The sequence below is a fragment of the Halomonas faecis genome, assembly GCF_010993975.1.
Taxonomy (GTDB): Bacteria; Pseudomonadota; Gammaproteobacteria; order Pseudomonadales; family Halomonadaceae; genus Halomonas; species Halomonas faecis.
The window spans coordinates 108,271-133,522 of the sequence record NZ_JAACZO010000022.1 but is presented as its reverse complement, the minus strand read 5'-3'; the positions used below and the strand labels follow the sequence as shown (position 1 = coordinate 133,522).

At 66.0% G+C, this 25,252-nt stretch carries 20 protein-coding genes; 13 read left to right on the top strand and 7 right to left on the bottom strand.

From position 1 onward, the window contains the following. Positions 1 to 2 precede the first annotated feature (2 nt). Positions 3 to 380: a holo-ACP synthase gene (locus tag GFD32_RS10745; protein WP_163576530.1), complete on the top strand. Its 378-nt coding sequence runs from the start codon at positions 3 to 5 to the stop codon at positions 378 to 380. On the opposite strand, the gene GFD32_RS10740 is transcribed toward GFD32_RS10745, so the two are convergent. Further along, complete coding sequence (locus tag GFD32_RS10740; protein ID WP_163576529.1) at positions 320 to 3,052, bottom strand: ATP-binding protein; 2,733 nt, start codon at positions 3,050 to 3,052, stop codon at positions 320 to 322. The two genes, GFD32_RS10745 and GFD32_RS10740, sit on opposite strands and share 61 nt — an antisense overlap. Positions 3,053 to 3,175: 123 nt before the next feature. Between GFD32_RS10740 and cysM the strand changes: the two genes are divergently transcribed. The 5 genes from cysM to ppc are packed head-to-tail and all read left to right on the top strand — an operon-like array spanning position 3,176 to position 11,311. After that, positions 3,176 to 4,072 carry a cysteine synthase CysM gene (gene cysM / locus GFD32_RS10735; protein WP_163576528.1) on the top strand — a complete coding sequence of 299 codons (897 nt, stop codon included), beginning with the start codon at positions 3,176 to 3,178 and terminating at the stop codon, positions 4,070 to 4,072. A gap of 1 nt (position 4,073) precedes the next feature. After that, on the top strand, positions 4,074 to 5,492 hold the full coding sequence (locus GFD32_RS10730; protein ID WP_163576527.1) for a TRAM domain-containing protein: 1,419 nt from the start codon (positions 4,074 to 4,076) through the stop codon (positions 5,490 to 5,492). 4 nt (positions 5,493 to 5,496) lie between these two features. After that, the gene (gene relA, locus GFD32_RS10725; protein ID WP_163576526.1) at positions 5,497 to 7,773 is read left to right on the top strand and encodes a GTP diphosphokinase; all 2,277 of its coding nucleotides are present in this window, start codon (positions 5,497 to 5,499) and stop codon (positions 7,771 to 7,773) included. Then, positions 7,770 to 8,666, top strand: a complete 897-nt coding sequence (gene mazG / locus GFD32_RS10720) for a nucleoside triphosphate pyrophosphohydrolase (protein ID WP_163576525.1) — start codon at positions 7,770 to 7,772, stop codon at positions 8,664 to 8,666. The genes relA and mazG overlap by 4 nt, the downstream gene beginning before the upstream one ends. Continuing rightward, positions 8,663 to 11,311, top strand: coding sequence for a phosphoenolpyruvate carboxylase (ppc, locus tag GFD32_RS10715; protein WP_163576524.1), 2,649 nt, complete (start codon positions 8,663 to 8,665; stop codon positions 11,309 to 11,311). The genes mazG and ppc overlap by 4 nt, the downstream gene beginning before the upstream one ends. 76 nt (positions 11,312 to 11,387) lie before the next feature. Here ppc and GFD32_RS10710 read toward each other — a convergent pair whose 3' ends face one another. From GFD32_RS10710 to GFD32_RS10700, 3 genes are all read right to left on the bottom strand, one after another. Further along, a complete protein-coding gene (locus GFD32_RS10710; protein ID WP_163576523.1) occupies positions 11,388 to 11,939 on the bottom strand; it encodes a hypothetical protein in 552 nt (183 codons plus the stop codon). 182 nt (positions 11,940 to 12,121) lie between these two features. Beyond that, positions 12,122 to 13,048: a ketopantoate reductase family protein gene (locus tag GFD32_RS10705; protein WP_163576522.1), complete on the bottom strand. Its 927-nt coding sequence runs from the start codon at positions 13,046 to 13,048 to the stop codon at positions 12,122 to 12,124. Next, positions 13,045 to 14,976 (bottom strand): DNA topoisomerase III, encoded by a 1,932-nt coding sequence (locus GFD32_RS10700; protein ID WP_163576521.1) that lies wholly within the window; start codon positions 14,974 to 14,976, stop codon positions 13,045 to 13,047. The genes GFD32_RS10705 and GFD32_RS10700 overlap by 4 nt, the downstream gene beginning before the upstream one ends. A 113-nt stretch (positions 14,977 to 15,089) precedes the next feature. Between GFD32_RS10700 and GFD32_RS10695 the strand changes: the two genes are divergently transcribed. Both GFD32_RS10695 and GFD32_RS10690 read left to right on the top strand, forming a co-directional pair. Further along, positions 15,090 to 16,346 carry an ABC1 kinase family protein gene (locus GFD32_RS10695; protein WP_163576520.1) on the top strand — a complete coding sequence of 419 codons (1,257 nt, stop codon included), beginning with the start codon at positions 15,090 to 15,092 and terminating at the stop codon, positions 16,344 to 16,346. Between the two features lie 60 nt (positions 16,347 to 16,406). Next, positions 16,407 to 18,224, top strand: coding sequence for an SEC-C domain-containing protein (locus tag GFD32_RS10690; RefSeq protein ID WP_163576519.1), 1,818 nt, complete (start codon positions 16,407 to 16,409; stop codon positions 18,222 to 18,224). 5 nt (positions 18,225 to 18,229) lie between these two features. Here GFD32_RS10690 and GFD32_RS10685 read toward each other — a convergent pair whose 3' ends face one another. Further along, on the bottom strand, positions 18,230 to 19,597 hold the full coding sequence (locus GFD32_RS10685; RefSeq protein WP_163576518.1) for an AmpG family muropeptide MFS transporter: 1,368 nt from the start codon (positions 19,595 to 19,597) through the stop codon (positions 18,230 to 18,232). A 168-nt stretch (positions 19,598 to 19,765) separates the two neighbouring features. On the opposite strand from GFD32_RS10685, the gene rfaH reads away from it, so the two are divergent. The 5 genes from rfaH (at position 19,766) to GFD32_RS10665 (ending at position 22,882) form a co-directional block, all read left to right on the top strand. Then, a complete protein-coding gene (gene rfaH, locus GFD32_RS10680; protein WP_163576517.1) occupies positions 19,766 to 20,296 on the top strand; it encodes a transcription/translation regulatory transformer protein RfaH in 531 nt (176 codons plus the stop codon). A 43-nt stretch (positions 20,297 to 20,339) separates the two neighbouring features. Further along, positions 20,340 to 20,846, top strand: a complete 507-nt coding sequence (locus tag GFD32_RS10675; RefSeq protein WP_163576516.1) for an FKBP-type peptidyl-prolyl cis-trans isomerase — start codon at positions 20,340 to 20,342, stop codon at positions 20,844 to 20,846. A gap of 146 nt (positions 20,847 to 20,992) precedes the next feature. Next, positions 20,993 to 21,109 carry a cytochrome c oxidase subunit CcoM gene (gene ccoM, locus GFD32_RS20060; protein WP_276208803.1) on the top strand — a complete coding sequence of 39 codons (117 nt, stop codon included), beginning with the start codon at positions 20,993 to 20,995 and terminating at the stop codon, positions 21,107 to 21,109. A gap of 142 nt (positions 21,110 to 21,251) precedes the next feature. Continuing rightward, positions 21,252 to 21,740, top strand: coding sequence for a hypothetical protein (locus GFD32_RS19960; protein WP_240455605.1), 489 nt, complete (start codon positions 21,252 to 21,254; stop codon positions 21,738 to 21,740). A 2-nt stretch (positions 21,741 to 21,742) separates the two neighbouring features. Beyond that, the gene (locus tag GFD32_RS10665; RefSeq protein ID WP_240455623.1) at positions 21,743 to 22,882 is read left to right on the top strand and encodes a GGDEF domain-containing protein; all 1,140 of its coding nucleotides are present in this window, start codon (positions 21,743 to 21,745) and stop codon (positions 22,880 to 22,882) included. A 10-nt stretch (positions 22,883 to 22,892) separates the two neighbouring features. Here GFD32_RS10665 and GFD32_RS10660 read toward each other — a convergent pair whose 3' ends face one another. Both GFD32_RS10660 and GFD32_RS10655 read right to left on the bottom strand, forming a co-directional pair. Beyond that, positions 22,893 to 23,546, bottom strand: coding sequence for a lytic transglycosylase domain-containing protein (locus tag GFD32_RS10660; RefSeq protein WP_320416213.1), 654 nt, complete (start codon positions 23,544 to 23,546; stop codon positions 22,893 to 22,895). After that, the gene (locus GFD32_RS10655; RefSeq protein ID WP_163576515.1) at positions 23,524 to 25,245 is read right to left on the bottom strand and encodes a proline--tRNA ligase; all 1,722 of its coding nucleotides are present in this window, start codon (positions 25,243 to 25,245) and stop codon (positions 23,524 to 23,526) included. The genes GFD32_RS10660 and GFD32_RS10655 overlap by 23 nt, the downstream gene beginning before the upstream one ends. Between the last annotated feature and the right edge of the window lie 7 nt (positions 25,246 to 25,252).

The window sequence follows — 25,252 nt, the reverse complement described above, 5'->3', positions numbered from 1 at the left end:
CCATGATCATCGGTATCGGTACCGACATCGCCCGAGTGGCACGCTTCCAGGCGGGCATGGTACGCCATGGCCCGCGCTTTGCGCGGCGGTTGCTCAGCGAGGCCGAGTTCGACCGTTACAACGGTCACCCTCAGGCCGCCGGCTATCTGGCCAAGCGCTTTGCCGCCAAGGAGGCCTTCGTCAAGGCGCTGGGTACGGGGATGCGTCGCGGCATGCGCTGGAGCGAACTCCAGGTGGTCAACGATGCCTTGGGTCGACCCTCACTGGTGCTCTCCGGCAAGGCCCACGAGCTCGCCCAGGCAGCCGGAATCACGACGATTCATCTGTCGCTCTCCGACGAGGCCGAGCTGGCGCTGGCCATGGTGGTGCTCGAGGGCTGAGCGCCGCGTTCGGCAGCATGCCAGTCGAGCAGGCGCCCCATGGCGTCGAACAGTGACGTGACCAGGCCATCGATGGCGGCCATTCCCCGCGAGCGCAAGCGCGTTTCCAGGGTCTCGGCGATCAGTGCCAGTTCGGGCGCACCGCAGTAGCGGCAAGCACCGTTGAGGGCGTGCACCGTATCGAGCAAGGCTTCCTCGTCGCCACTGGCCAGGGCGTCGCTGATTGCCCGTTTGCTTTCCGGTAGTGAGTGGACCAGCTCGTTCAACAGTTCGCGGGCCAGGCTTTCGCTGCCGTTGGCGAGCCGTGTGCCGAGTGCCAGGTCCACCACGTCGAGCGATTCGCTGGCGGGGGCTTCGGCTGGCACGCTGTCGCTTTCCGGGTTTTCGCTTGGTGGCAATGCCGATAAGTGGCGGCGCAACAGCGTTTCCAGCTGGAAGTTGTCTACCGGTTTGATGAGCACGTCCTGCAGGCCGGCGTCACGCAGGCGTTGGCGGTCCGGTTCGAGAGCATGGGCGGTGACGGCGATCACGGGGCATTGCGACCAGCCGCCGCCCAGGCGCCGCAGAGCCTGGGTGGTTTCGATACCGTCCATTCCCGGCATGCGAATATCCATCAGCACCAGGTCGAAGCGCTCGCTCTCCGCCAGGGCCTGGGCCTCCTCGCCACTGGCGGCTTCTTCCACGATCAGGCCGGGGCGAGCCAGCATCTCGCGCAGCAGGCGGCGGTTGCTGGCGTTGTCGTCAACCACCAGCAGGCGCGGAGACTGTCCGACCTGGGCCGTGGGTACGGTGTCTTCGACCAGGCGTCTGAGGGCTGCGGCGAGGTGGTGCCGAGCCAGCGGCTTGCATAGCATTTCGCTGCGTTCGGGAAGGTTGAGCTCGGGGAGCTCCAGGGGACTGGCATTGACCAGCAGCAGCACCGGATGGCGACAGGCCGCCAACTGAGTTTGCCACTGCCGCTGGGTCGTTGGCGTCAACGGTGACGGCAGCGCGGCGACCGCCAGGGCCGGCGGAGGCTCGTCGTTGCCAAGGTGGGATGTCTCGACGACCTGGGCGCCCCAAGCGCTCAGTAAATGGTGCAGGGCAAAGCGAGTCGGTGCATGGGGCTCGAGTAGGGCAATGCGCTCCCCGTTGAACAGCCGTTCGGGTGCCGGAGCGTCATCGCCCAGGCTTTCCAGTGGCAGCGTGAAGCTGAACGTGCTGCCTTGCTCGGGTTCGCTCTCTACCTGCATCTCGCCGCCCATCTGCTCGACAAGCTGGCGGCTGATGGCCAGGCCCAGCCCCGAACCGCCATATTGCCGGGTATGCCCAGGGGTCGCCTGACGAAAAGCCTGGAAGAGTTCGCGTTGCTGGTTGCGCGCCAGGCCGATGCCGGTGTCGCTGACGCTGATATGTAGCGTGGTCTGGTCGTTGGGCGTTTGCGCCTCGACCATCACTCGCACGATGACCTCGCCGCGTTCGGTGAACTTCAGGGCGTTGTGCACCAGGTTGGTGAGCACTTGGCGAATGCGCAGCGGGTCACCGCGCAGCGAGCGGGGCACGTCATCGTAGACCAGCCCGAGCAGTTCCAGATGTTTCTGGTGAGCGAGCGGTGCCTGCAGTCCCAGCACCTCGTCGACCAGCGTCACCATGTCGATGTCGGCACGCTCCAGCTCCAATTGCCCCGACTCGAGGCGCGAGAAGTCCAGTACGTCGTTGACCAGGGCGAGCAGGTTGTCGCAGGCCACTTGCACTTGGTCGAGCCATTCCCGCTGGCGGGGATCCAGACGTGAGCGACCCAGCAGGCGACAGAAACCGACGATGCCGTTGAGTGGCGTGCGGATCTCGTGGCTCATGCTGGCCAGAAACTCCGACTTGACGCGGCTTGCCTCCAGGGCCTGGCGGTGCGCCAGGTCGAGCTCGATGTTCTTGACCTCGATGGTTTCCATCGACTCTTGTAGTTCGGAGGTGGTCTGCTCGATCTGGCGTTGCATGTCATCGCGGGACTGCTCCAGGGTCGTGCCCAGGGCGTTGATGCGCCGGGCCAGGCGGTCCAGCTCGGGAGGCCCCTGGTCGGTGTCGAGGCGGGGGTGGTGGCTGCCCTTGGCGAGCCGATGCAGCGCTTCGCTGGCGTCCTGTAGGCGGCCATCGAGACGTCGCCCCAGAGTGGCGCCGAGCACGAACAGCAGCAGACCGATCACCAACAGGCCCAGCCCGGCACTGGCCAGGTGACGATAGAAGGCGAGGGTCAGGCGTTGCGTGTCGATGTCCAGTGTCAGCCAGCCGACCGGGCTGGCGCCGCTCCGGTCGGAAGTGCCGACGAGTGGCAGGACGAGGCGCCAGATGTCATCCTCGCCGTCAAGCTGGCGTTGCATCGATGGCGGTGGGGTGAACGGCTCGCCCCGCGAACCCAGCGTCATCACGGGAGCGCCCGTGGGATCGTGGATGCCGATATGCCGGGTCTCTTCGAGCTCCAGCAACTGATGGCCAAGCCTCTCCAGACGCACATCGTCGTCCGCTTTCAGGGCCTCGCCGAAGCGCGGTGCCTGCAGTTCGGCTGCCGTGGTGAGTCGCTCTTGCAGGGCCGATTTGCGCCACTGGGTATCCTGATGCAGGGCCAGTACCGCTGCCAGCGTCAATACCGCCAGGGGTAGGCAGAGAATCCACAGGGCGAGACGGTTGCCGAGCGACATCGCAGCTTCCTCGGTCGGGACGTGGGTGATTCGTCTCAGTATGCCACAGCCAAGCGGCTAGCCTGTCCAGTGGCTGGTCCCCCGGATATAATGAAGAGATGACCTTTTCCTAAGGACGGTTGCATGTCTTTCCCCACCATCGAGACAGTCATCGGCCATACGCCGCTGGTACGGCTCAAGCGCATCTCGGCCGGGCGCGGCAATACCCTGCTGGCCAAACTCGAGGGCAACAATCCCGCCGGGTCGGTGAAAGATCGGCCGGCGCTCTCCATGCTCGAGCAGGCCGAAGCGCGCGGCGACATCGCACCAGGCGATACTCTGGTCGAGGCGACCTCCGGCAATACCGGCATTGCGCTTGCCATGGCCGCCGCGATCAAGGGGTATCGCATGGTGCTGATCATGCCCGAGAGCGCCTCGAGCGAGCGCAAGCAGGCCATGGCGGCCTTCGGGGCCCAGCTGGTCAGCGTCAGCAAGGCGGGGGGCATGGAGGAAGCGCGCGACCTGGCCGAGGCGATGATCGCGCGCGGCGATGGCAAGCGGCTCGACCAGTTCGCCAACCCCGACAATCCGCTGGCCCACTACCAGGGTACCGGGCCGGAGATATGGGAACAGACCGCTGGGCGAATTACGCATTTCGTCAGCTCGATGGGCACCACGGGTACCATCATGGGCGTGTCGCGCTACCTCAAGGAGCGCAATCCCGCCGTGGAGGTCGTCGGTCTGCAGCCGGAAGACGGTGCCAGCATCGCCGGCATTCGGCGTTGGCCAGAGGCGTATATGCCGCGTATCTACGAGCCGCCGCGGGTCGATCGGGTGCTCGACATCGGCCAGCGAGAGGCCGAAGAGCACATGCGTCGGCTGGCCCGGGAGGAGGGCATTCTGGCCGGCGTTTCCTCCGGTGGCGCTCTCGCCGGCGCGCTGCGCGTCGCCGAGGCGGTCGAGAATGCAGTCATCGTGTTCATCGTCTGCGATCGCGGCGACCGTTACCTCTCCACCGGCCTGTTCGCCCCGGAGGCCTGAGGTGGCCATGCTCGGCAAGCGCCGCCCGAATCGGCGGCGCAGCGGCGTTTCCGGCCTGCAACGTCAAGCGACGTCACCGCCTGCGGGCGGTGAGGACGGCGCCGCGGTGGTCATCGAACGCCTGGCCCATGATGGACGCGGGCTGGCTCATGCCGCCGATGGCAAGGCATTGTTCGTGGCGGGAGCCTTGCCCGGCGAGCGGGTCGAAGTGGCCGTGCATCGTGCTCGCAAGCGCTACGACGAGGGGCACGTCCGAACGTTGCTCGAAGCCTCGGCTCAGCGCGCCGCGCCTCCCTGCCCTCATTACGCACACTGCGGTGGCTGCGATCTTCAGCATCTCTCGGTGGAAGGGCAGCGTGCGCACAAGCAGGCGGTGCTCGGCGAGCTGCTGGCACGCGAGGGCGTGCCTCTGGATGAGGCGCCAGCGCTGCTGGCCGAGCCGGTCACTGCCTATCGTCGGCGGGCCCGGCTGGGGGTCAAGGTGGACGGCGAAGGCCGGCTTCGCTTGGGCTTTCGCGAACGTCATTCCAGCCGCCTGGTGGATATCGCTACCTGCCCCGTTCTGGTGCCGCGACTCGACGCGCTACTTGGCCCGCTGCGCGCGCTGCTGGAGAGCCTCGAAGTGCCGCGACGCGTCGGCCATGTGGAGTTGATCGACAGTGACGGCGGTGCGGCAGTGGTGGTCCGCCAACTGCGCGAGTCGGTGACGGATCGCGAACGCTGGCAGGCCTTCGGCGAAGCCCATGGCGTTGCCGTCGGTCACTGGCTGGGGCGCGAGAGCCCGACGTTCGCCTGGCTGACGCCGTCGCCGTCGTTGCACTATGCGCTGCCCGGAGGCTCGAGCGATGCACCATTGCGGCTAGGCTTCGCACCCGGAGATTTCGTCCAGGTCAACGCCGCCGTGAACCGACACCTGGTGGCCACGGTGCGCGACTGGCTGGCACCGTACGCCGGGCAGTTCGTGCTCGATCTCTATGCCGGCATTGGCAACTTCAGTCTGCCGTTGGCGGCCGACGGTGGCCGAGTCACGGCCATCGAAGGGCACCCGACGATGGTGAGCCGCCTGGCCGACAATGCCCGCGACAACGGCCTGACGCTGGCCGCCGAGCAGGCCGACCTGGGCGAGGTCGCCGCGGTTTCGGCGCTGCTCGACGCGCACGCTCCCCGGGCCGTGTTGCTCGATCCGCCGCGCGAGGGTGCCGAGGCAGTCTGTCAGGCGCTGACGGCACATCCGGTACCATGCGTGGTCTATATCGCCTGCGATCCGGCCACGCTGGCACGCGATGCGGCACGTCTCGTGCATGGTGGATACCGTATCGTACGTGCGGCGGTCGCCGACATGTTCGTGCACACGTCGCACCTGGAATCCGTGCTGCTGTTCGAGCACCCCGAGCGGCAGCCGCCATCGCAAGGAACCTGACGACATGGTCAAAGTGCGCGACGATCAGCCGCTTACGTCAAGCGGTGAGGTCGACATCGACCACTGGCTCGCCCGCTTGGAGGAAGACGTCAAATTGCGGGACCGCGAGGAGCTGCGCCAAGCCTGTGAGCTGGCCCTGCGTCTCGCCCGTGAGGCCGAGAAGCCCCACAAGCCGTGGCTACCCGCCGAGACCAGCTATCGCATGGGGTTGGAGATGGCCGACATTCTCGGTGAACTCAAGCTCGATCAACCGGCGCTGGAAGCCGCGGTGCTATACCGTGCGGTGAGGGAGGGGCTGCTGTCGCTAGAGGCGGTGACCAAGCGTTTCGGACGCGAGGTGGCCGGCCTGATCGACGGCGTGCTGCAGATGGCTGCCATCAGCAACGCCCAGACGCCCAGCCAGGGCCTGGTGCAGCACGATCAGCAGGACAACCTGCGCAAGATGCTGGTCAACATGGTCGATGACGTACGGGTGGCGCTGATCAAGATCGCCGAACGTACCTGTGCCTTGCGCCAGGTGAAGGACGCTCCGCGAGAGAAGCAGCAACACGTTGCTCGCGAAGTGTTCGACATCTACGCCCCCCTGGCGCATCGTCTGGGAATCGGCCAGCTCAAGTGGGAACTCGAGGATCTCTCCTTCCGCTATCTCCACGAGGAGGAGTACAAGACCATCGCCCGGCAGTTGGCCGAGAAACGCGTCGACCGCGACCGCTACATCCACGACGTGGTCGAGACCCTTCAGGGGATGCTGGGTGCCCAGGGCATACCGCGCTTCGACGTCAATGGCCGCGCCAAGCACATCTATTCGATCTGGCGCAAGATGAAGCGCAAGCGTATCGACTTCTCCCAGGTCAATGACGTGCGGGCGGTGCGCATCCTGGTGCCCGAGGTGGCCGACTGCTATACCGTGCTGGGGCTCGTACACTCGCGCTGGCATCACGTGCCCAACGAGTTCGACGACTACATCGCCAACCCCAAGAAGAACGGCTATCAGTCGTTGCACACGGCGGTGCTCGGCCCCGAGAACAAGGTACTGGAAATTCAGATCCGTACCTTCGCCATGCACGAGGAGGCCGAGCTGGGCGTGTGCGCCCACTGGCGCTACAAGGGGCACGACACCAAGGCCAAGAGCTCCAGCTACGAGGAGAAGATCGCCTGGTTGCGCCAGGTGCTCGAATGGCAGGAGGAGGTGGGAGACTTCGGCGACCTGCGCGAAGGGCTCTCCAGCGACGTGGCACCGGATCGCATCTACGTTTTCACCCCGGACGGCCACGTCATCGACATGCCGCGCATCGCCACGCCCATCGATTTCGCCTACCGCGTGCATACCGAGGTAGGGCATCGTTGCCGTGGCGCCAAGGTCAACGGCCGCATCGTGCCGCTCACCTACCGTCTCAAGACCGGCCAGCAGGTGGAGATCCTCACGGCCACCAAGGGCGGCCCCAGTCGGGATTGGCTCAACCCCAACCTCGGCTATGTGCGTACCTCGCGGGCACGGGCCAAGATTCAGGCCTGGTTCAAGCACCAGGCGCGTGAGCAGAATCTGGAAGAGGGCAAGGCACTCTTCGAGCGCGAAATGAAGCGCCTCGATGTCGAGGACATGGACCTCGAAACGCTGGCGCGCAAGGTCAACCATGCTTCCGCCGACGACATGTATGCGGCCTTGGGAGCCGGCGATCTACGCATTGGCCAGGTGCTGCACCAGGCCCAGCAGCTGTTCGGCGAGAGCGACGACCAGGAGCAGCTCGATCGCCTGCTGGCCAAGCCCCGTCGGGATGGCGGCAAGGCCAAGGCCAGCGATATCACGGTGCTGGGCGTGGGCAATCTCAAGACTAGCATGGCCAACTGCTGCCATCCGGTGCCCGGGGATCCCATCGTCGGCTTCATCACCCAGGGGCGCGGGGTGACCGTGCATCGTCAGGACTGTCCCAATATCCTGCAGCTGCGCGTCGACGAGCCGCAGCGCATCATCGAGGTGGAATGGGGCGAGCGTGCCCTGACCCAGTACCCGGTGGACGTCGAGATTCAGGCTTGGGATCGCTCCGGCCTGTTGCGCGACGTTACCGGCGTGCTCAGCCACGATCGGGTCAACGTCCTGTCGGTGAATACGCTCACCGATACCCGCGACGGCATTGCCAGGATGCGCATCACCGTGGAGGTCGACGGCCTGGAAACCCTTGGTCGTCTGTTCTCGCGCATCCAGCAGTTACCCAATGTCATCGACGTCAAGCGCCTGAGAAGTGGCGCCAAGGGCGGTAAGCGCAAAAGGAAGAAGGCATGAGCGAGACGCGCCACGACCTGCAGAGCCTGCTGAGCCTGATGGCGGTACTGCGCGACGCCGAGCAGGGGTGCCCCTGGGATCTGGCTCAGGATTGGGACTCCATCGTGCCGCATACCCTCGAAGAGGCCTACGAGGTGGCCGATGCCATCGAACGGCGCGCCTTCGACGAGTTGCCCGGCGAGCTTGGCGACCTGCTCTTCCAGGTGGTCTACTACAGTCAGTTCGCCGCCGAAGAGGAGCGTTTCGACTTCCATGACGTGGTGCACACGCTGACTGCCAAGATGTTGCGTCGCCACCCCCACGTCTTTCCCGACGGCACCCTGGCCTCGCGTCGTCCGCCTGGCGTGAGCGCCGAGCAGGTCGAGACCCGTCAGGTGCATTCGCACTGGGAGGCGCTCAAGGCCGCCGAGCGTGCCGAGCGTACCGTCGATGCCGCCGATGGTTCACGGCATGACGTTCCCGCAGCGTCGGTGCTGGATGATGTGCCGACCACCCTGCCGGCGCTGTCGCGGGCCGCCAAGCTCTCCAAGCGCGCCGCCCGGGTCGGGTTCGACTGGCCCGATGCCCGCGGGGTGATCGCCAAGATCCGTGAGGAGCTGGACGAGGTGGAGGAGGCCCTCGTCGATGGCGATGCCGACCACGCCGCCGAAGAGGTGGGCGACTTGCTGTTTGCCGTGACCAACCTGGCGCGATCTCTCGAGGCCGACCCCGAACAACGTTTGCGTGCCACCAACGCCAAGTTCGAGCGCCGCTTCCGCTACGTGGAGACCGCTCTCGGTGAATGCGGCGTGCGACTCCAGGACGTCGACCTGGACACCATGGAAAGGTATTGGCAGCAGGCCAAGCAATACGACACCCCGACTGCGACACCCTCGCGAGGAGAACGGCCATGAGCGACGATCTGCACGAATCGCTGCGCGACAACGTGCGCATCCTGGGCGACAGCCTGGGGCGCACCATTGCCGACGACCTGGGTTCCGGCTTCGTCGACCGTATCGAGACCATTCGTGGGCTGGCCAAGCAGGGCCGTCAGAGCGATGCGCAGAGTAGCCGTGAGCTGATCGACTACCTGCGCAAGCTGCCCGACCGCGACCTGTTGCCGGTAACCCGTGCCTTCAACCAGTTTCTCAACCTGGCCAATATCGCCGAGCAGCACTACCGGGCACGCTTTCGTCGCGTAGAGGATTACCGGCCCGGCAGCCAGCCGGTACTCGGCGAGCTGCTCGAGCGCGTACGCCGGGAAGGTCACCCTCCGCGCAAGCTGGTGGAGACGCTGGCCACCATGCGCGTCGAGCTGGTGCTCACCGCTCATCCCACCGAGGTCATCCGGCGCACTCTGATTCAGAAATACGATGCCATCGACGAGTGCCTGTCGATCATCGAGTCCTCCGCCGACTATCCGGAGCGCGCCAGCCGTGCTCGCGGGCGTCTCGAAGAGCTGATCAGCCAAGCCTGGCACACCGACGAAATCCGCCACGAGCGTCCCACGCCGGTGGACGAGGCCAAGTGGGGCTTCGCGGTGATCGAGAACTCCCTGTGGCAAGCGGTGCCGGCCTTTCATCGCGATCTCGACAACCTGCTGCTGGAGATGGCCGGCGAACGCCTGCCGCTGGATGCTTCGCCGATCGTCTTCGCGTCCTGGATGGGCGGCGATCGCGACGGCAATCCCAACGTCACCGCCAAGGTCACTCGGGAAGTGCTGCTGCTGGGGCGCTGGATGGCGGCCGATCTCTACCTGCGCGACCTCGAGCAACTCAAGGCCGAACTCTCCATGTGGAAGGCCAACAGTGCACTCAAGGCAGAGGCGGGCGACGTTGCCGAGCCCTATCGCGAGCTGCTCAAGCGCTTGCTGAGTCGTGTCGAGGCGACCCGCGACTGGGCCAAGGCCGAGCTCGACGGCAACACCTTCGAAGGTGGCCCGATCATCGAGACCCGCGATCAACTGTATGCGCCACTGCTGGCCTGCTACCGGTCGCTGTGCGACGTGGGTCTGGATACCATCGCCAACGGCGTGCTGCTCGACACCCTGCGTCGCGTGGCGGTATTCGGAGTGAGCCTGACCAAGCTCGATATTCGTCAGGAAGCGAGTCGTCATGCCCAGGTGATGGACGAGCTCACCGATGCCCTGGATCTCGGGCGCTACTGCGACTGGAGCGAGGAGCAGCGTCAGGCTTTCCTGCTCGCCGAGTTGGAGTCGCGCCGCCCACTGATTCCGCGGCGCTGGGAATGCTCGGCGGAAACGCGCGAGGTGCTCGACACTTTCCGTGTCATCGCCGGTGAGCACCGCGAGGCGCTGGGCACCTATGTGATCTCCATGGCCGCCCAGCCCTCGGACGTGCTCGCCGTGGCGCTGCTGATGAAGGAAGTGGGTGGCGGGGCGACGTTGCCCATCGCGCCGCTCTTCGAAACCCTCGACGATCTCAACCGAGCCGCCGACGTCATTGACCGCCTGCTGGCGCTGCCCGGCTATCGAACCCTGGCCGGCGATCGCCAGGAGGTGATGATCGGCTACTCGGATTCGGCCAAGGATGCCGGCCAACTGGCTGCCGCCTGGGCACAATATCGCGCCCAGGAACGGCTGGTCGACGTATGCCACCAGCACGGGGTGGGGCTGACGCTGTTCCACGGCCGCGGCGGAGCCGTGGGCCGTGGCGGTGGCCCGGCCCATGCGGCGATTCTCTCCCAGCCGCCGGGCTCGGTGAATGGCAGCCTGCGGGTCACCGAGCAGGGCGAGATGATCCGCTTCAAATTCGGCCAGCCCGACATCGCTCTGCGCTCCATGGAGATCTATGCCTGTGCGGTGCTGGAGGCGACGCTCTTGCCGCCGCCGGCCCCCGAACCGCACTGGCGTGAGGAGATGGATCGCCTGGCCGAGATCGCCCATCGCGCCTACGTGGGCGTGGTGCGCGAGGATCCGGACTTCGTGCCCTATTTCCGCGCCGTTACGCCGGAAGGGGCACTGGGGCGGCTGCCGCTGGGGTCGCGGCCCACCAAACGGCGCCAGGACGGCGGCGTGGAAACGCTGCGTGCCATTCCCTGGATCTTTGCCTGGACGCAGATTCGCCTGATGCTACCGGCCTGGCTGGGTAGCGGCGAGGCATTCACCACACGCGTCGCCGAAGAAGGTGGGCTCGAGGTGCTGCGCGAGATGCGCGACCGCTGGCCTTTCTTCGGCACCTATCTGGACATGCTCGAGATGCTGCTGGCCAAGGCCGACGTGAGCATCGCCGCCTATTACGAGCGGCGTCTGGTCGACGAGCCGGCCCTGAAGGCGCTGGGAGAGGCGCTGCGCGAGCGATTCACGCGTCTGGAGGGGGTGGTGCTGGACATTCTCGACCAGGAAGTGCTGCTCGAGCAGACCCCGCTGATTCGTCAGGCCATCGAGGTGCGCAACCCCTACATCGATCCGTTGCACGGCCTGCAGGCTGAACTGTTGCAACGTAACCGCGATGCCGATGGCGCGATCAGTGGCGAGCTCACGCGTGCCTTGATGGTGACCATGGCAGGGATCGCTGCGGGTCTGCGCAATACCGGTTGAGCCAGCAAGGAAGCCGCAAGAGGTAAGAAGGAAGAACCAAGAAGGAAGAGACCTCTCTTCCTTCTTGAAAGGGTCTCTAGAAAGGGATGTGCAGCGAGGCAGTCAACTGGTTCAAATGCTCCATGCTCTGCGCCTCGATCTCCTCGAACTCCACCCGGCCGCTGATGCTGGCGAAATCGAGGCGGGCGCCGAAACCGTGCACGCGCGAGGTGCCGGCAGTGGCCAGGCCCGCTGACTCGCCGCGCTCGAGTGGGTCGCCGTCCCATTCGGCGAAGCCGGTCTTGGCGTAGAGGCCGAGGTGGCCGAGACGCACGCCGGCCACCAGGCTGCCGCCCACGCTGGTGGTGTTCATCAGCAGATTTTCTCCTGCCATGGCGAGGGGGACCTCGTCGCTGGCGCGATAGGTCAGCTCTGCGCCCAGGTCGAAGTGCGGCAGGCGGTAGGATGAGTAGCCGGCGGTGAGCCGAAATCCCGACGTGTAACCATCAGCGGTGTTCAGGTCCGTACCCTGTACGACGACGCCATTGCCGAGTTGTGCGAGACGCGCCATGTCCTCGCTGGCATAGACAGGCTCCTTGACGGTGGGCGTCAACGACAACGCAGTCGATGCATCACCGGCAGCAGCCATTGGCGATAGCAAGACAAGTGCCAGCGCTAAGGTGGCGGCAGAACAACCCGTTTTCATATCCCTGACCTCGAACAGGCGGATTAGCCTTGCCGCCGCCTGCCCGTTGCGTTTTCGTCATTATCTCGTACAGCTTAGCAAGCCGATATTGGCCTCGCCAGTTCCGCGGTCAATGAAGCGGCCGATCAGCCGAGGCGGCTCAGCGCCGCATCGAGTTCGACGAGATGGGGGATCGAGATACCATGGCGGCGCGCGGCATCGAGCAATGGGCCGAGTATCGCTGCGCGCTCGATGGGGCGGCCGGCCAGCACGTCCTGAAGCATGGAGGCGCGATTGCGGGCCGTGGCTGAGACGACCCGCCACACCAGCTCTCGCCAGCCTTCGGGCGGTGAAGGAATTCGCTCGGCGGCCATGACCGCGTTGATTTCCGCGATCACGGAGTCCACCTGCGGGCGGAAGGGGCGGTCGCGCAGTTGGCCGTTGCGGATGCGAAAGCGAGCCACCAGGGGATTGATGGCCGCGTTCACGGCGAGCTTGTGCCATAGCCGTATGCGGATGTCGTCCACCGCCTTGGCCGGCAGGCCGGCGGCATCGAGGCGGCACGCCAGTGCATCGGCCAGTTTTCCGTGGCGGCCGTCGAGGGCGCCGAGGAAGGTGTGACCGTGGCCGGCATGAGTCACCTGCTCGTCACTCTGCACATAGGCGCCTTCGGTGGTGGTGGCGCACAGCACCGGGCCGGCATGGCGCTCGCTGAGCCGCGGCTGGCAGGCGAAACCGTTCTGCCACAGCACCAGAGGGGTGCCGGTCGGCAGGTACGGCGCCAGGGCGGCATGGGCCGCCTCGGCGGCGTAGGCCTTGGTGGTCAGGTGGATGACGGCGGGGGCGGCCTCAGGCAGGGCATCGAGGCAGGCGGTGGCCAACTGGCTCGTCAGGGTATCGTCTTCCGGCGTGATCAGGGTCTGGCGGTCGGGCAGGGGGCGTCGACCGATCAGGATCACCGGCGTCGTTGCGGCCAACCGCAGTCCGATCAGTCGCCCCAAAGCGCCGGGGCCGACGATCCAGTGGCTGGCATTCCAGTGGCTGGCACTCCAGTGGTGATCCGGTTCCCTCATGGCTTGCTCCGGCGGTTCGACCGGCGGGTACCACCCTTGCCAGCGCGCCGTGAAGGCGAGCCTCGGCGATGACGTGGCGCCGCCCCCTGGGGAACGGCCTCGCCGCTTGCGCTGTGCAGCGCCCGGTGCAGACGACCGGCGTCGGCGGCGGCCAGCAGGGCACGCAGATCCTCGACCAGGGCGGTGAGGAAGGGGGCCGGATCGGCCTCCTGCTCGACGATGGCAACGAGGCGCTGTTCCCACAGCGCCGTGCGCTCGGGCCGTCCCACGGCGTCGGGCAAGGAGGCGATCAGCGCGCTGCCGAGCCGCGTGGCGCGCAGTGCCTTGCCGCGACGCACCAGATAACCGCGGGCCACCAGGGTCTCGATGATGCCGGCGCGGGTCGCTTCGGTGCCAAGACCGTCGTGCTCGCGCAGGGTGCGCTTCACTGCCGGGTCTTCCACGTAGCGGGCGATGTTCATCATCGCCTTGATCAGGCTGGCGTCGGTGAAGGGTTCCGGCGGTCGAGTCTCGCGATCCTCCACGCCCGCTTGGCTGACTCGGCACGCCTCGCCCTCGGTCAGCGCTGGCAGGGGCGGAGCTTCGTCGCGAGTGGTGAACAGCGGCTTCCAGCCGGGGTCGAGTATCTCCTGCCCCTTGGCACGGAAGCGTTCTCCCAGGACGGTGAACTCGGCCTTCACCTCGCGCACGGCGAGCGCCGGATAGAACTGGGCGAGCACGTTGCGCGCGATCAAGCGGAAGACGTCGGCTTCGGCCTTGGCGAGGCGTGCGGTGTCGGCCGGTTTGCCGGTGGGGGCCAGGGCGTGGTGGGCACCCACCTGCTTGTCGTTCCAAGCCTTGGAGCGCCGCGTGAAATCGGCGCCGGCCAACCATCGGCGGAGGGTATCGTCATGGCGGCAGGCACCTGCCAGCGTGGTGCTGGCGCTGGCGAAGTGCTCCTCGGGCAGATAGCAGCAGTCCGAGCGTGGGTAGGTGATCAACTGGTGGCGCTCGTAGAGACGCTGGCAGATGTCGAGCACGGCCTGGGCGGAGAGCCCGAAGCGTCGGGCGGCATCGACCTGCAGCGCCGAGAGCGAGTAGGGCAGCGGAGCGGCCTGGCGCCGCTCGCGGGACTCGAGCGAGGTCAGGCGACCCGCAGCGCCAGGCAGTCGCTCGGCCAGAGCGGCAGCTGGCTCGCGCACCAGCAGGCGGCCCTGTTCGTCCAGCGGGTGGGGCTCACCCGGCTGCCACCAGGCGCGCAACTCGCCGTTCGCCACGCTGAGGTCCACCCACAGCGTGTAGAAGGGGTAGGGGTCGAAGTCACGGATCTCGGCATCGCGGCGTACCACCAGCCCCAGCACGGGCGTCTGAACGCGGCCCACCGAGAGCACGCCGTCGTGGCCGGCCTGGCGGCCGGTGAGCGTCCAGGCCCGGGTCAGGTTGATGCCGTAGAGCCAGTCGGCCCGCGCGCGCGCTTCGGCGGCGCGGTAGAGCGGCTGATAGTGGGCATTGTCCTCGAGCCGGGCGAGTGAGCGCTGCACTGCCGGGCGGTTTAGGTCGCTGATCAGCAGGCGCGCCACGGGGCCCTTCCAGCCGAGATATTCGATCACCTCCTGCACCAGCAACTGGCCTTCGCGATCCGGGTCGCCAGCATGAACCACTTCGCGGGCCGTCTTGAGCAAGCGGCGGATCACCGCCAACTGGCCGCGTGCCTTGGGGCGCGGCACGAGGCGCCAGCGGTCGGGCAGGATGGGCAGTGTGTCGAGCCGCCACTGCTTGAACGCCGGGTCGTAACTGTCCGGGGGAGCCTGTTCCAGCAGATGGCCCAGGCACCAGGTCACGGTGGTGTCGCCCACGGCCAGCGCCCCCTCCTGTTGGCGGGGCGAGTCGGGGAGCGCGGCGGCGATGGCACGGGCCAGGCTGGGCTTCTCGGCGATGATCAGGCGCATGGCGAATTCTTCGACGGTGACATGGACATTCTTCCAGTATTCCGAGTCCGCTGCCAGGTGTATGCTTTTCTATGTTATGTACAATTCTTGTATCATTAATGACGAGGAGTGCAATGCGTGAGCGTGGCAGGACCCGACGGCTGTTAGGTCTCGGTGCCCGTACCGGCGGTGCCCTGGTGCGGACGCGACTGGGCGGAGAGGCCGACTGGCGCACTCTCGGGGAGGCGCTGTTCGAGGGGCTCTCCGAGCTCAAGGGGCCGGCCATGAAACTCGCCCAGATCATGGCGCAGTGGGACGACTTGCTGCCAGCGGACCTGGCCGATGAGTTGTCGCGCCTGCAGCGACAGGCCGAACCGATGCCCTGGTCGGGGATCCGACGTACCCTGGTCGAGGCCTACGGCGATCTCGATGCGCGTTTCCGCGAGATCGAGGAGCGCCCCTTCGCCAGCGCTTCCATGGGTCAGGTGCACCGCGCGGTGACCCGTGACGGCGAAACGCTGGTGCTCAAGGTGCAGTACCCGGGCCTGGCCGAGGTGCTCGAGAGCGACCTGGTTCAGGTGCGTCGGCTGATGCGTCTGGGGCGCTGGTTCAAGGTACCCCAGGCACGCCTCGATGCGCTCTTCGAGGAGTTGGCGACGAGCCTGCGTGGCGAGCTCGACTACCGTGCCGAAGCGCAGGCCCTGGCGCGTTATCGCCAGCGCTACGCTCACTTCGAGAATCTGGTGATTCCCGAGCCGCTACTCGAGTACTGCACGGAGCGGGTACTCGCCATGCGCTACGTGGCGGGGACGCCACTGCGCGAACTGGAAACGGCCGACGATGCCTTGCGTCAGCGATTGGCCGCGACGCTCGCCGACTGGCTCACCGAGGAGCTCTTCACCCACGGCGAATTGCACGCCGACCCGCATGCCGGCAATTTCGCCGCCGACGATCGGGGACGCCTGGTGATCTACGACCTGGGAGCGGTGATTGCCGTCCCCGAGGCTCGTCTGGTCGCCATGCTACACCTGCTCGAAACCACCCTGGATGGCGACCCCATGGCCATGGACAGTGCTCTGCTCCGCCTGGGAGGGCGGCAGGGTCAAGGGGCACCGCTGGCACTCTACCGTGAGGCCGCCGATGCCGTGGCACCGCTGTTTGCTCCCGGTGAGCAGGATTTCGGCGACGTGCGAGTGCATCGTCGCCTGCGTGAACTGAGCCCCAAGGTATGGGCTGCCATGGACCGCCTGCAACCGCCAGCCGACACGCTGCTGCTGTCGCGTACCCTCAACGGCCACTACTGGAATCTGGTGCGTCTCGGTGCCCGCCTCGACATGCACGCGCGCAGTCGCCCCTTGTTGGGCTGGGCACGGCGCCAGCAGAATGCTTGAACCTGCCCAGCATCGCGCCGGGCTGTTAGACTGTGGCGTTTTTGGATGGCGGAGAGTGCGATGCTGGCGGTATGGGTGGAACAGCTGCTGGGCTTTGCCACGGGTGCCCTGACGGCGATTCGCGAGAATGAGCACTACCCGACGCTGATGGCCTGGGCGCGCCGCCAGGGGGCTGCCCAGTTGGGCGGTGATCTGCCCCTGGCTCAGGCACTGGCGCCGGAACTGTGGTCCCAGACGCCTCTCGAACGCTTGGGATTCGCCTGTGAGCCGCTGGCCCGCCCGGAAGCCAATGAGCCCTGCTGGTGCGATTCCGGGCGCAAGACCAAGAACTGCTGTGGCGCGGTGACCCTGCCCGGTGAGGTGCCCGAGCAACTGATGTGGATGCTTTCCCTGCGCGATTGGACCGGCCCCACGCTCAAGGCGGGGCTGGCTAGCGGGCGTGCGCCGGCCCAGGCGTTACTCGAAGCCGGGCTGATCGCTGCCGAAACCGGCCAGCGTGGCCGCGCCCAGCAGATTCTCGAAGCCCTCTTTCAGCGTGCCGATTGGTCGCGACTGCCCGAGCAGGCCGAGCCGGCCTTCGAGCTGCTCATCGACCTCTATCAGGAGCGAGGATTCACCCGCAAGCGCGAGGCGCTGCTCGATGAGGTGCTCGATCGCGGGCCACTGTTTCTGCGCGGGGTGGCGTTGGAGCGGCTGTGTCTGATGCATCTGGACGATGATGACCTGGACAGCGCTCGCGCCGCCTTCGTGCGTGCTCAGCAGGCGCTGCCCGATTCGCCGACCCTGGCCTACATCGAAGCGATGCTGCTGCTTCACGAAGGACATGAAAAAGAGGCCAGCGAACGGGCGCGCTTCTGGTTCCGTCGCCTGGCACGTCAGGGCGACCTCGATCCGGATCAGATGCAGTTTCTTTCCGATCTGGCCGACAACCCCGGTGCAACGCTCGCCGATCAGTTGCTCAATGCCGAGGAAGATCTTGCCGAGCCGCTAGCGGCATTGCAGGGAGTGCTCGGCGAGTTGCCGCCAGCACCGGGGCTCGATGTGCGCGTCAATGGCGAGGGCGAACTCGAGTACCACACCAGCGCTCGAGAGGACACCCTATTCGCTGCCTGGCAGGCGCATTTCATGGTGGCCGTGGATGAGGAGAGCGCCATGGGCTTCGAAGCCGACCCCTGGCCCCAGGCCGGCGACTGGCTGCTCGAGCTGTGTGCCCACCCCGAGTGGCTGGACGCCCCGCGTGTGGTGCAGTCCCTGGCGCTGGCGCTGACCAGCCGTTTCGGCAGCCTGCCGTGGATGTCTCCGAGCCTGTTCGAACCGCTGGCCGATCGTCTGGAGCACTGGCTGGCTCAGGCCCGTGAGGCCGGCGATGGTCCCTTCCTGTGGGAGCGTACCGACAATGCCGTGCTGCTGCGCACCGGCCTGGCGCTGGTGGTGGGGATGGAGCGCGGTGCCCGCGAGCGTTCCCGCCAGCTGGCCGAACAGCTGTTGGCGTTGGATGACCAGGATAGCCTGGGGTTGCAGGAGCTGGTGCTCGACCAGTTGTTGCGCGAAGGGCGTGATCGGGAGGCGCTGGCCATGACCGAGCGCTATCGCGATTCGGCCCCGGTACTCGGCCTGCTCATGGGGCGCGTGTTGGCGCTGTTTCGCCTCGGGCGCCGCGACGAGGCGGCCGAAGCGCTGGCCGAGGTGGAACGCCACAACGCCCATGCCTTGGGAATGCTGTGTGCCGACAAGCCCCGACCGGTGGCCGCCGGCCCGGATGGGGCTGCCGAGCCCGGCAGTCGTGCCGAGGCTTGGCAGTACCGCACCCTGATGCGCGACCAGTGGCGCACCACGCCGGAGGCGCTGGCCTGGCTGCGCGATCACCTCGATCGCTGAGCGGTTCAGGCCGTTTGCGGCGTGGGGCGCGGTACCAGCGCGGGGTCACGGCTGACCCAGATTGCCAGCAAGATGGCGGGGATTCCCAGGGCGGAGGCGACCAGGAAGAACAGCGCATACCCCTCTGCCGCCACCACCAGGCCGCCGAAGCCGCTCAGGAATTTGCCCGGCAGGGTCATCAACGACGAGAAGAGCGCGTATTGAGTGGCGGTGTAGGCCCGCGAGGTGAGGCTCGACAGGAAAGCGATGAACACGGCGCTGGCCAGGCCGTTAGCCAAGTTGTCCCCGATGATCGTCGCCACCAGGAAGGGCAGACTCTCGCCGGCCAGCGCCAGAGCGGTGAACAGCAAGTTGGTGAGCGTGGCCGCGATGGCGCCCAGCACCAGGATGGGCCCGATGCCGTAGCGTGCCACCAGCAGCCCGCCGAGGATGCCGCCGCCGATGCTCATGGCGATGCCGAACACGTTGGTGACGTTGGCAATGGTAGCCAGTGAAAAACCCAGATCGATGTAGAGCGGGTTGGCCATGGAGGCCATGGCCAGGTCGCTGATGCGAAATACCGCGATGAACAGCAGCAGCCACAGTGCCTTCTGGCGGTGACGGGTGAAGAAGTCGGTGAAGGGGCACACCACCGCGCCGATCAGCCAGGCTCCCAGTCGGCGCATTGGCTTGGGCCGGCCGCGGCTTTTCCGCACGAAGGCGCGCACGCGCGGCTCATGGATCAACTGAGTGGTCAGCGACAGCCGCGAAGGCTCGGGGCGGACCAGTGCCGTGATCATGCCCACTCCAACCAGGGCGGCCATGGTCAGGTAGGCCGCTTCCCAGGAGAGCCACGAGGCCACGTAGAGCGCCCCCGCGCCGGCGGCCAGCAGCCCGCCCCGGTAGCCGATGATATAGGTCGAGGCCATCGCCGCCTGGACATCATCCGGCGCCGACTCGATGCGAAAGGCGTCGATGGCGATGTCCTGGGTCGCCGAGCCGAAAGCCACCAGCAGAGCGCACAGAGCGACCAGCGGTAGGTGGCCAGTGGGATCGATGCTCGCCAGTCCCACCAGACCGGCGGCGATCATCACCTGGGCCAGCAGCATCCAGCCGCGTCGTTGGCCCAGGGCGCGAGTGAGCAACGGCAATGCCAGGCGGTCCACCACGGGGGCCCAGAAGAACTTGATCGAGTAGAGAATGCCAATCCACGAGAAGAAACCGATGGCGGCCACTTCCACCCCATCGCTGCGTAGCCAGGCGGAAAGGGTCGAAAACACCAGTAGGAAGGGCAGACCTGCCGAAAAGCCCAGGAACAGCATGGTAATGACAGGGGCACGCAGGTAGATGGCCAGAGCGGCTCGCCAGCTGCGCTGGGCGATGGGAGAGGTCATGTCGGGGCAAGGCTCCCGGCAGCTCGGTGGCGACAGCAGCCACCCGCTGCCTATCATCGATGGTAGACTGTCGCCGCGCCTGGAACCGACATCCATCGCGCGCGGCAGAGAACTGCAGCGACGGATTGTTGCAGAGCACCGCGAGCGATACCAGCCGAAAGGAGAGCCATGAGCGACCCGGACCACTCACACGCCGCGGCCGTGCCGCACTGGTATGCGGTTCAGTGCAAGGGCGGAGAGTCCTTCCGTGCCAGCGAGCATCTGGTCAATCAGGGCTTCGAGATCTTTCATCCGGTGCTCGAAGTTCAGAAGAAGCGACGCGGCAAGCTCCAGTGGGTATGCGAGCCGCTGTTTCCCTACTATCTCTTCATTCGGCTCGATCGGGTGGCCAGCAACTGGCGGCCGATTCGTTCCACGCGTGGGGTGCTCAAGATCGTCAGCTTCGGCAACCAGCCGCTGCCGGTGGACGAGGCGCTGGTCGAGATATTGCGCGATCATGCCAGCGCGGCCCAGGACGCTTCGGCCAACGTCTACTTCCGGGCCGGCGAGACGGTCGAGATCACCGAAGGGCCGTTCAAGGATCTGAGTGCCGTTTTCGCCACTCACCGGGGAGAGGCGCGCGCCATCGTGCTGCTCGATCTGCTGCACCGCCGGCAGCGCCTGGAGATGCCCGTATCCCATCTACGCCGTCAGGAGTGATGTCGACTCACTCTTCATGCCCACTCGCGACCGGAGAATTATCATGATGATCGCCCCGCAGCGGGTCGTTAGCCTGCACTACGTACTCAGCGATGGCCATGGCCACGTTCTCGACGATTCACAACGCCGCCAGCAGCCTCTGGAGTATCTGCATGGACACGACAACATCCTGCCCGGGCTGGAGCGTGCGCTGAACGGCAAGGGGGTGGGGACCTCGGTCGATGTGCTCCTTTCCCCTGCCGAGGCGTATGGTGAACGCGACGAGGCGCTGGTGCGCGAGGTCGGTCGTGATGCCTTTCCGGTCGCGGATCTGGCGACCGGTATGCGTTTCCAGACGCCAGGAGACGATGGCCCCGAGGTCGTCACCGTACTCGATGTCTTCGACGAGCGGGTACGCATCGATACCAACCACCCGCTGGCCGGCCAATCCCTGCACTATCGTCTCGAGGTGCTCGACGTGCGTGAGGCCACGCGTGCCGAGCTTGCCCAGGGCCATCCCCTTCCCCCCGGTGTCGAGCCATCCCAGGTCGAGGACCGCAAGGCGACTTGAGGCTGTAATGCCTTGAAAACTGACCTGTATCAAGTTTGCGGCCAGCAGACGATGTGTGGGCCCACTGAATTGACTCAGGTCAGTTTTCTCCCCGCGCTGCCGGGCTACAGTTCTCCCAACACATCGCGAGACGGGGGAGCCGCACCATGTACTGGGATGACGCCGTAATCTTTGGTTTGGTCACCGTCGGAATGATGATCGCATTCATGGCTGGCTGGATTGGCTTCGTGATTCGTGACCACCATCGCAAGAAGCGCCACTGAATCCAGCAGCACATCAAGTCGTCAGGGGAGGGGGGATCTTCCCCCCAGTGTAGCCGACCCATTTGGGTCGGCTTTTTTTTCTTGCTGGTATAGACTCGTCGCAAAACGTCATAACGATCCACGACGCAAGGAACCCTCACTCATGCTGGCATGGTCGATATTGCGTTGCACTGCCCTGGCGGGGCTGGTTCTCGTCGGGACGATGTCGATGACCTCCGTTGCGGTGGCCGGTCCCGATGAGTTGATATTGCGCCAGGCTGGCCAAGAGGTCCGGCTACCCATCGCCGCCCTGCGCGACCAGGCCGACGAGAGCTTCACCCTTTACGACCCTTTCGAAGCCGAAGACGTCGCGATGCGCGGCGTGTCATTTCGCGACTTTCTCGTCGAGCACTTCGGTGAAGTGCCCGAGGCGCTCGCTTTCGAGGCGTGGGACGAGTATCGGGTGACCCTCGATGGCTGGGACGATCCCGATTGGATACTGGTGACCCATCAGAACGGCGAGCCCTTGACGCTGCGAGACCGCGGTCCGCTTCGTCTGGTGGAACGTGACTATGGCGATCGCGATCTCGAGAACCTGCGTGCCTTCAACGATTGGATCTGGATGATCCGCAGCATCGAGGCGGTTCCGTGACAATGCCTCGACCCTGGCGGCGTCATGCTGGCTGGCTGTGGCTCAGCCTGATGAGCTTCACTACGTTGCTGATCCTTATCACCTACGAGACGCGCTGGGTCTACCCTGAAATTCATGCGTACTTCAGTCAGACCGGGAATCTTACTGGGCAGCAGCTTGCCACTCGTTCACGCGGTTACCTGCAGGAGGGGCTTGGCGTGTTGCTGGAAGCCCCTGACGATGAAGCGGCACGTGAACAGGCCGCCTTCCGCCTGGATCTGGCCTACAGTCTCTTCGATATCGGTCTCTATCGTCGGGAGTACGCCTGCACCGAATCGAGCTTGAGCTCGCTGGAGACGCTGAGCAACCGGCTGTCCGGTGGCGACGTCCTGACGAGTGCTGAGCTCAACCGTCATCTGTTGGGGCCGATCGGGTGCCTCACCGAGATCGAAATGGATCAACTCGACCGGCGTAGTGCGGTGACCAGCGCTTTCGTCGAAGATACGCGACGCCACCAGGGAGTGGTGCTGGGCGGCAGCCTGGTGATCTTTCTCATGGGGCTGGTCTTTTGGTGGATGCACGAACGCCAACGGCGCCATGCCGAACGCGCCACCCGCGAGAGCCTGCGCTGGATGGGGCGTGCCCTGCGCGATCCGCTGACCGGTGTCGGTAACCGCAGCGCCTTGCACGAAGACGTGCTTGCCCAGACCGGTCAGACCATGAGTCTGATGCTGATCGATATCGACTACTTCAAGCAGTACAACGATACGCTCGGTCACCCCGATGGCGACCAGTTATTACGTCGCCTGGCGCTGCTCATCGACGAGTCGCTGGCAGGGCAGGCGCGCCTCTATCGCATGGGAGGCGACGAGTTTGCGGCGCTTTTGCCCTGCCATGACAGCTGCGGTCTGGCCCGGCGGTGCGAGGAGATCACCGAGCGCCTGCGCGAGGCGGCGATCGCCCATCCGGGACACCCCGAAAACCGTTACGTGACCCTCAGCATCGGTGCGGCCTGCTTCATCGCGGGAGAAGCCGGGTTCACCGCTGGCTATGCGGCGGCCGACCGCGCGCTCTATAGCGTCAAGGAGCACGGCCGCAACGGCTGGGAAGCAAGTGAGGGCGAGGCAGCCTTGGCCAACCGAGTCGACGAGAGTCAGGCCTGATTGGCCATGCTCAGCGCACGGTCACTTGGCTAACGGAACTGGACGCACGCCAGTGACGCTGCCAGGCGCTCAGCACTCGTTCGGGATACCAGGTTTCGCCCAGGCTGCCGTTGTAACGGGCCAGCGCCCGGGTGAGGTCGCCGCGCTCCATGGCCAGATAGTGGGCAAGAATCGTGCACCCGTAGCGCAGGTTGCGCCACGGGTGCTTAAGGTCGTCGGCCGGCAGGCCCAGCTCACGGATCCAGAATGGCATGATCTGCATCAGCCCCACGGCGCCGGCCGAAGAAACGGCATCGGCACGAAAGGCACTCTCGACCTCGATCACCGCCAGCACCAGTTCAGGCGCCAGGTCGGCAAGCCTGGCTTCCTGGTAGAGACGCTGAAGTAGCGCGCGGCGCTGCTCGCCATCGGCGATGAAGCGTGCCAGGCGCGGTTCCATGGCACTGATCCACTGGCGTGCGGCCCAGATTTCCAGCGGGGCAGGCTCCGCACGTTGCAGATCGTCCAGGGTTTCGTTCAGCAGCGCCGCGCGCTGTGCAGCGGCTAGGGGCTCGGCGGGTGCGGAGAGTTGGCCCACCGTCTCGGCGCCGGTGGGCAGCGGCAGGCAGGCCATCGTTACCAGAGCGATGACCTGCCTGACATCACCGCTTGATCGTCTCGCCAAGGAACTCAAGGATCTGCTCGGTCGGCACCATGGTGGCATCGCTGTCACGACGCCCCTTGTATTCCAGCTCGCCCTGGTCGAGGCTACGATCGCCTACCACCAGGCGGTGGGGAATGCCCATCAGTTCCTGGTCGGCGAACTTCACGCCCGGGCGCAGGTCGCGGTCGTCGAGAAGCACCTCGTAGCCGGCCTGGGTCAGTCTCTGGTAGAGCGCTTCGGATTCCTCGCGCACGCGCTGCGACTTGTGGGCGTTCATCGGTACCAGGGCGATGTGGAAGGGGGCGATGGCGTCGGGCCAGATGATGCCGGCGTCGTCGTGGTTCTGCTCGATGGCGGCGGCCACCACGCGGGTCACGCCGATGCCGTAGCAGCCCATCAGCAACGGCACTGCCTGGCCATTGTCGTCGAGCACGGTTGCGTTCATCGCCGTGGAATACTTGGTGCCCAACTGGAAGACGTGACCGACTTCGATGCCACGTGCGATGGACAGCGTGCCCTGGCCATCCGGCGAGGGGTCGCCCTCCACCACGTTGCGCAGGTCGGCCACCTTGGGCAGCGCGACGTCGCGCTCCCAGTTGATGCCGAAGTAGTGCTTGCCGTCGACGTTGGCGCCGGCGCCGAAGTCGCTCATCAGCGCCACGCTGCGATCGACGATCAACGCCATGTCCAGGTTGACGGGGCCCAGCGAGCCGGGGCCGGCGCCCACCACCTGGCGGATCTCCGCTTCGCTGGCCATGGTCAAGGGCGCGGCGACTTCGGGCAAATTCTCGGCCTTGACCTCGTTGAGCTCGTGATCGCCACGCACCAGCAGCGCGATCAGGCCACCCTCGGCGGCGTGGACCATCAGCGTCTTGATGGTCTTCTCGATGGGCAGGCCGTGCTGCTCGACCAGGGTGGCGATGGTGCGCGCATTCGGCGTGTCGACCAGGCGCAACGCCTCCTGGGGCGCGGGGCGCTCCGGTGTCTCGCCGAGCGGCGCAGGCAGCGCTTCGGCTTTCTCCATGTTAGCGGCGTAGGAGGACGACGTGGAAAAGACCACGGCATCCTCGCCGGAGTCGGCCAATACCTGAAACTCGTGGGAGCCGGTACCGCCGATATCGCCGTTGTCTGCCTCGACGGCGCGGAAATCCAGCCCCAGGCGCGTGAAGATGCGCATATAGGCGTCGTACATGGCATCGTAGGAGCGTTGCAGGCCAGCCTGGTCGATATCGAAGGAGTAGGCATCTTTCATGATGAACTCGCGGGCGCGCATGACCCCGAAACGCGGGCGCGTCTCGTCGCGGAACTTGGTCTGGATCTGGTAGAAGTTGGAGGGCAACTGCTTGTACGAGCGTATTTCGTTGCGCACCAGGTCGGTGATCACTTCCTCGTGCGTCGGGCCATAGCAGAAATCGCGGTCGTGGCGGTCGCGAATGCGCAACAACAGGTTGCCGTACTGCTCCCAGCGGCCGGACTCCTGCCACAGCTCGGCGGGCTGCACCGCCGGCATCAGCACCTCCTGGGCGCCGGCGCGGTCCATCTCCTCGCGCACGATGCGCTCCACCTTGCGCAGGGTCTTCAGGCCCACCGGCAGCCAGGTGTATAACCCGGAGGTGAGGCGGCGAATCATGCCTGCGCGCAGCATCAGCTGGTGGCTGACGATCTCGGCGTCGGCGGGCGTTTCCTTGAGGGTGGCGATCAGCAGTTGAGTGGCGCGCATGGGTCCG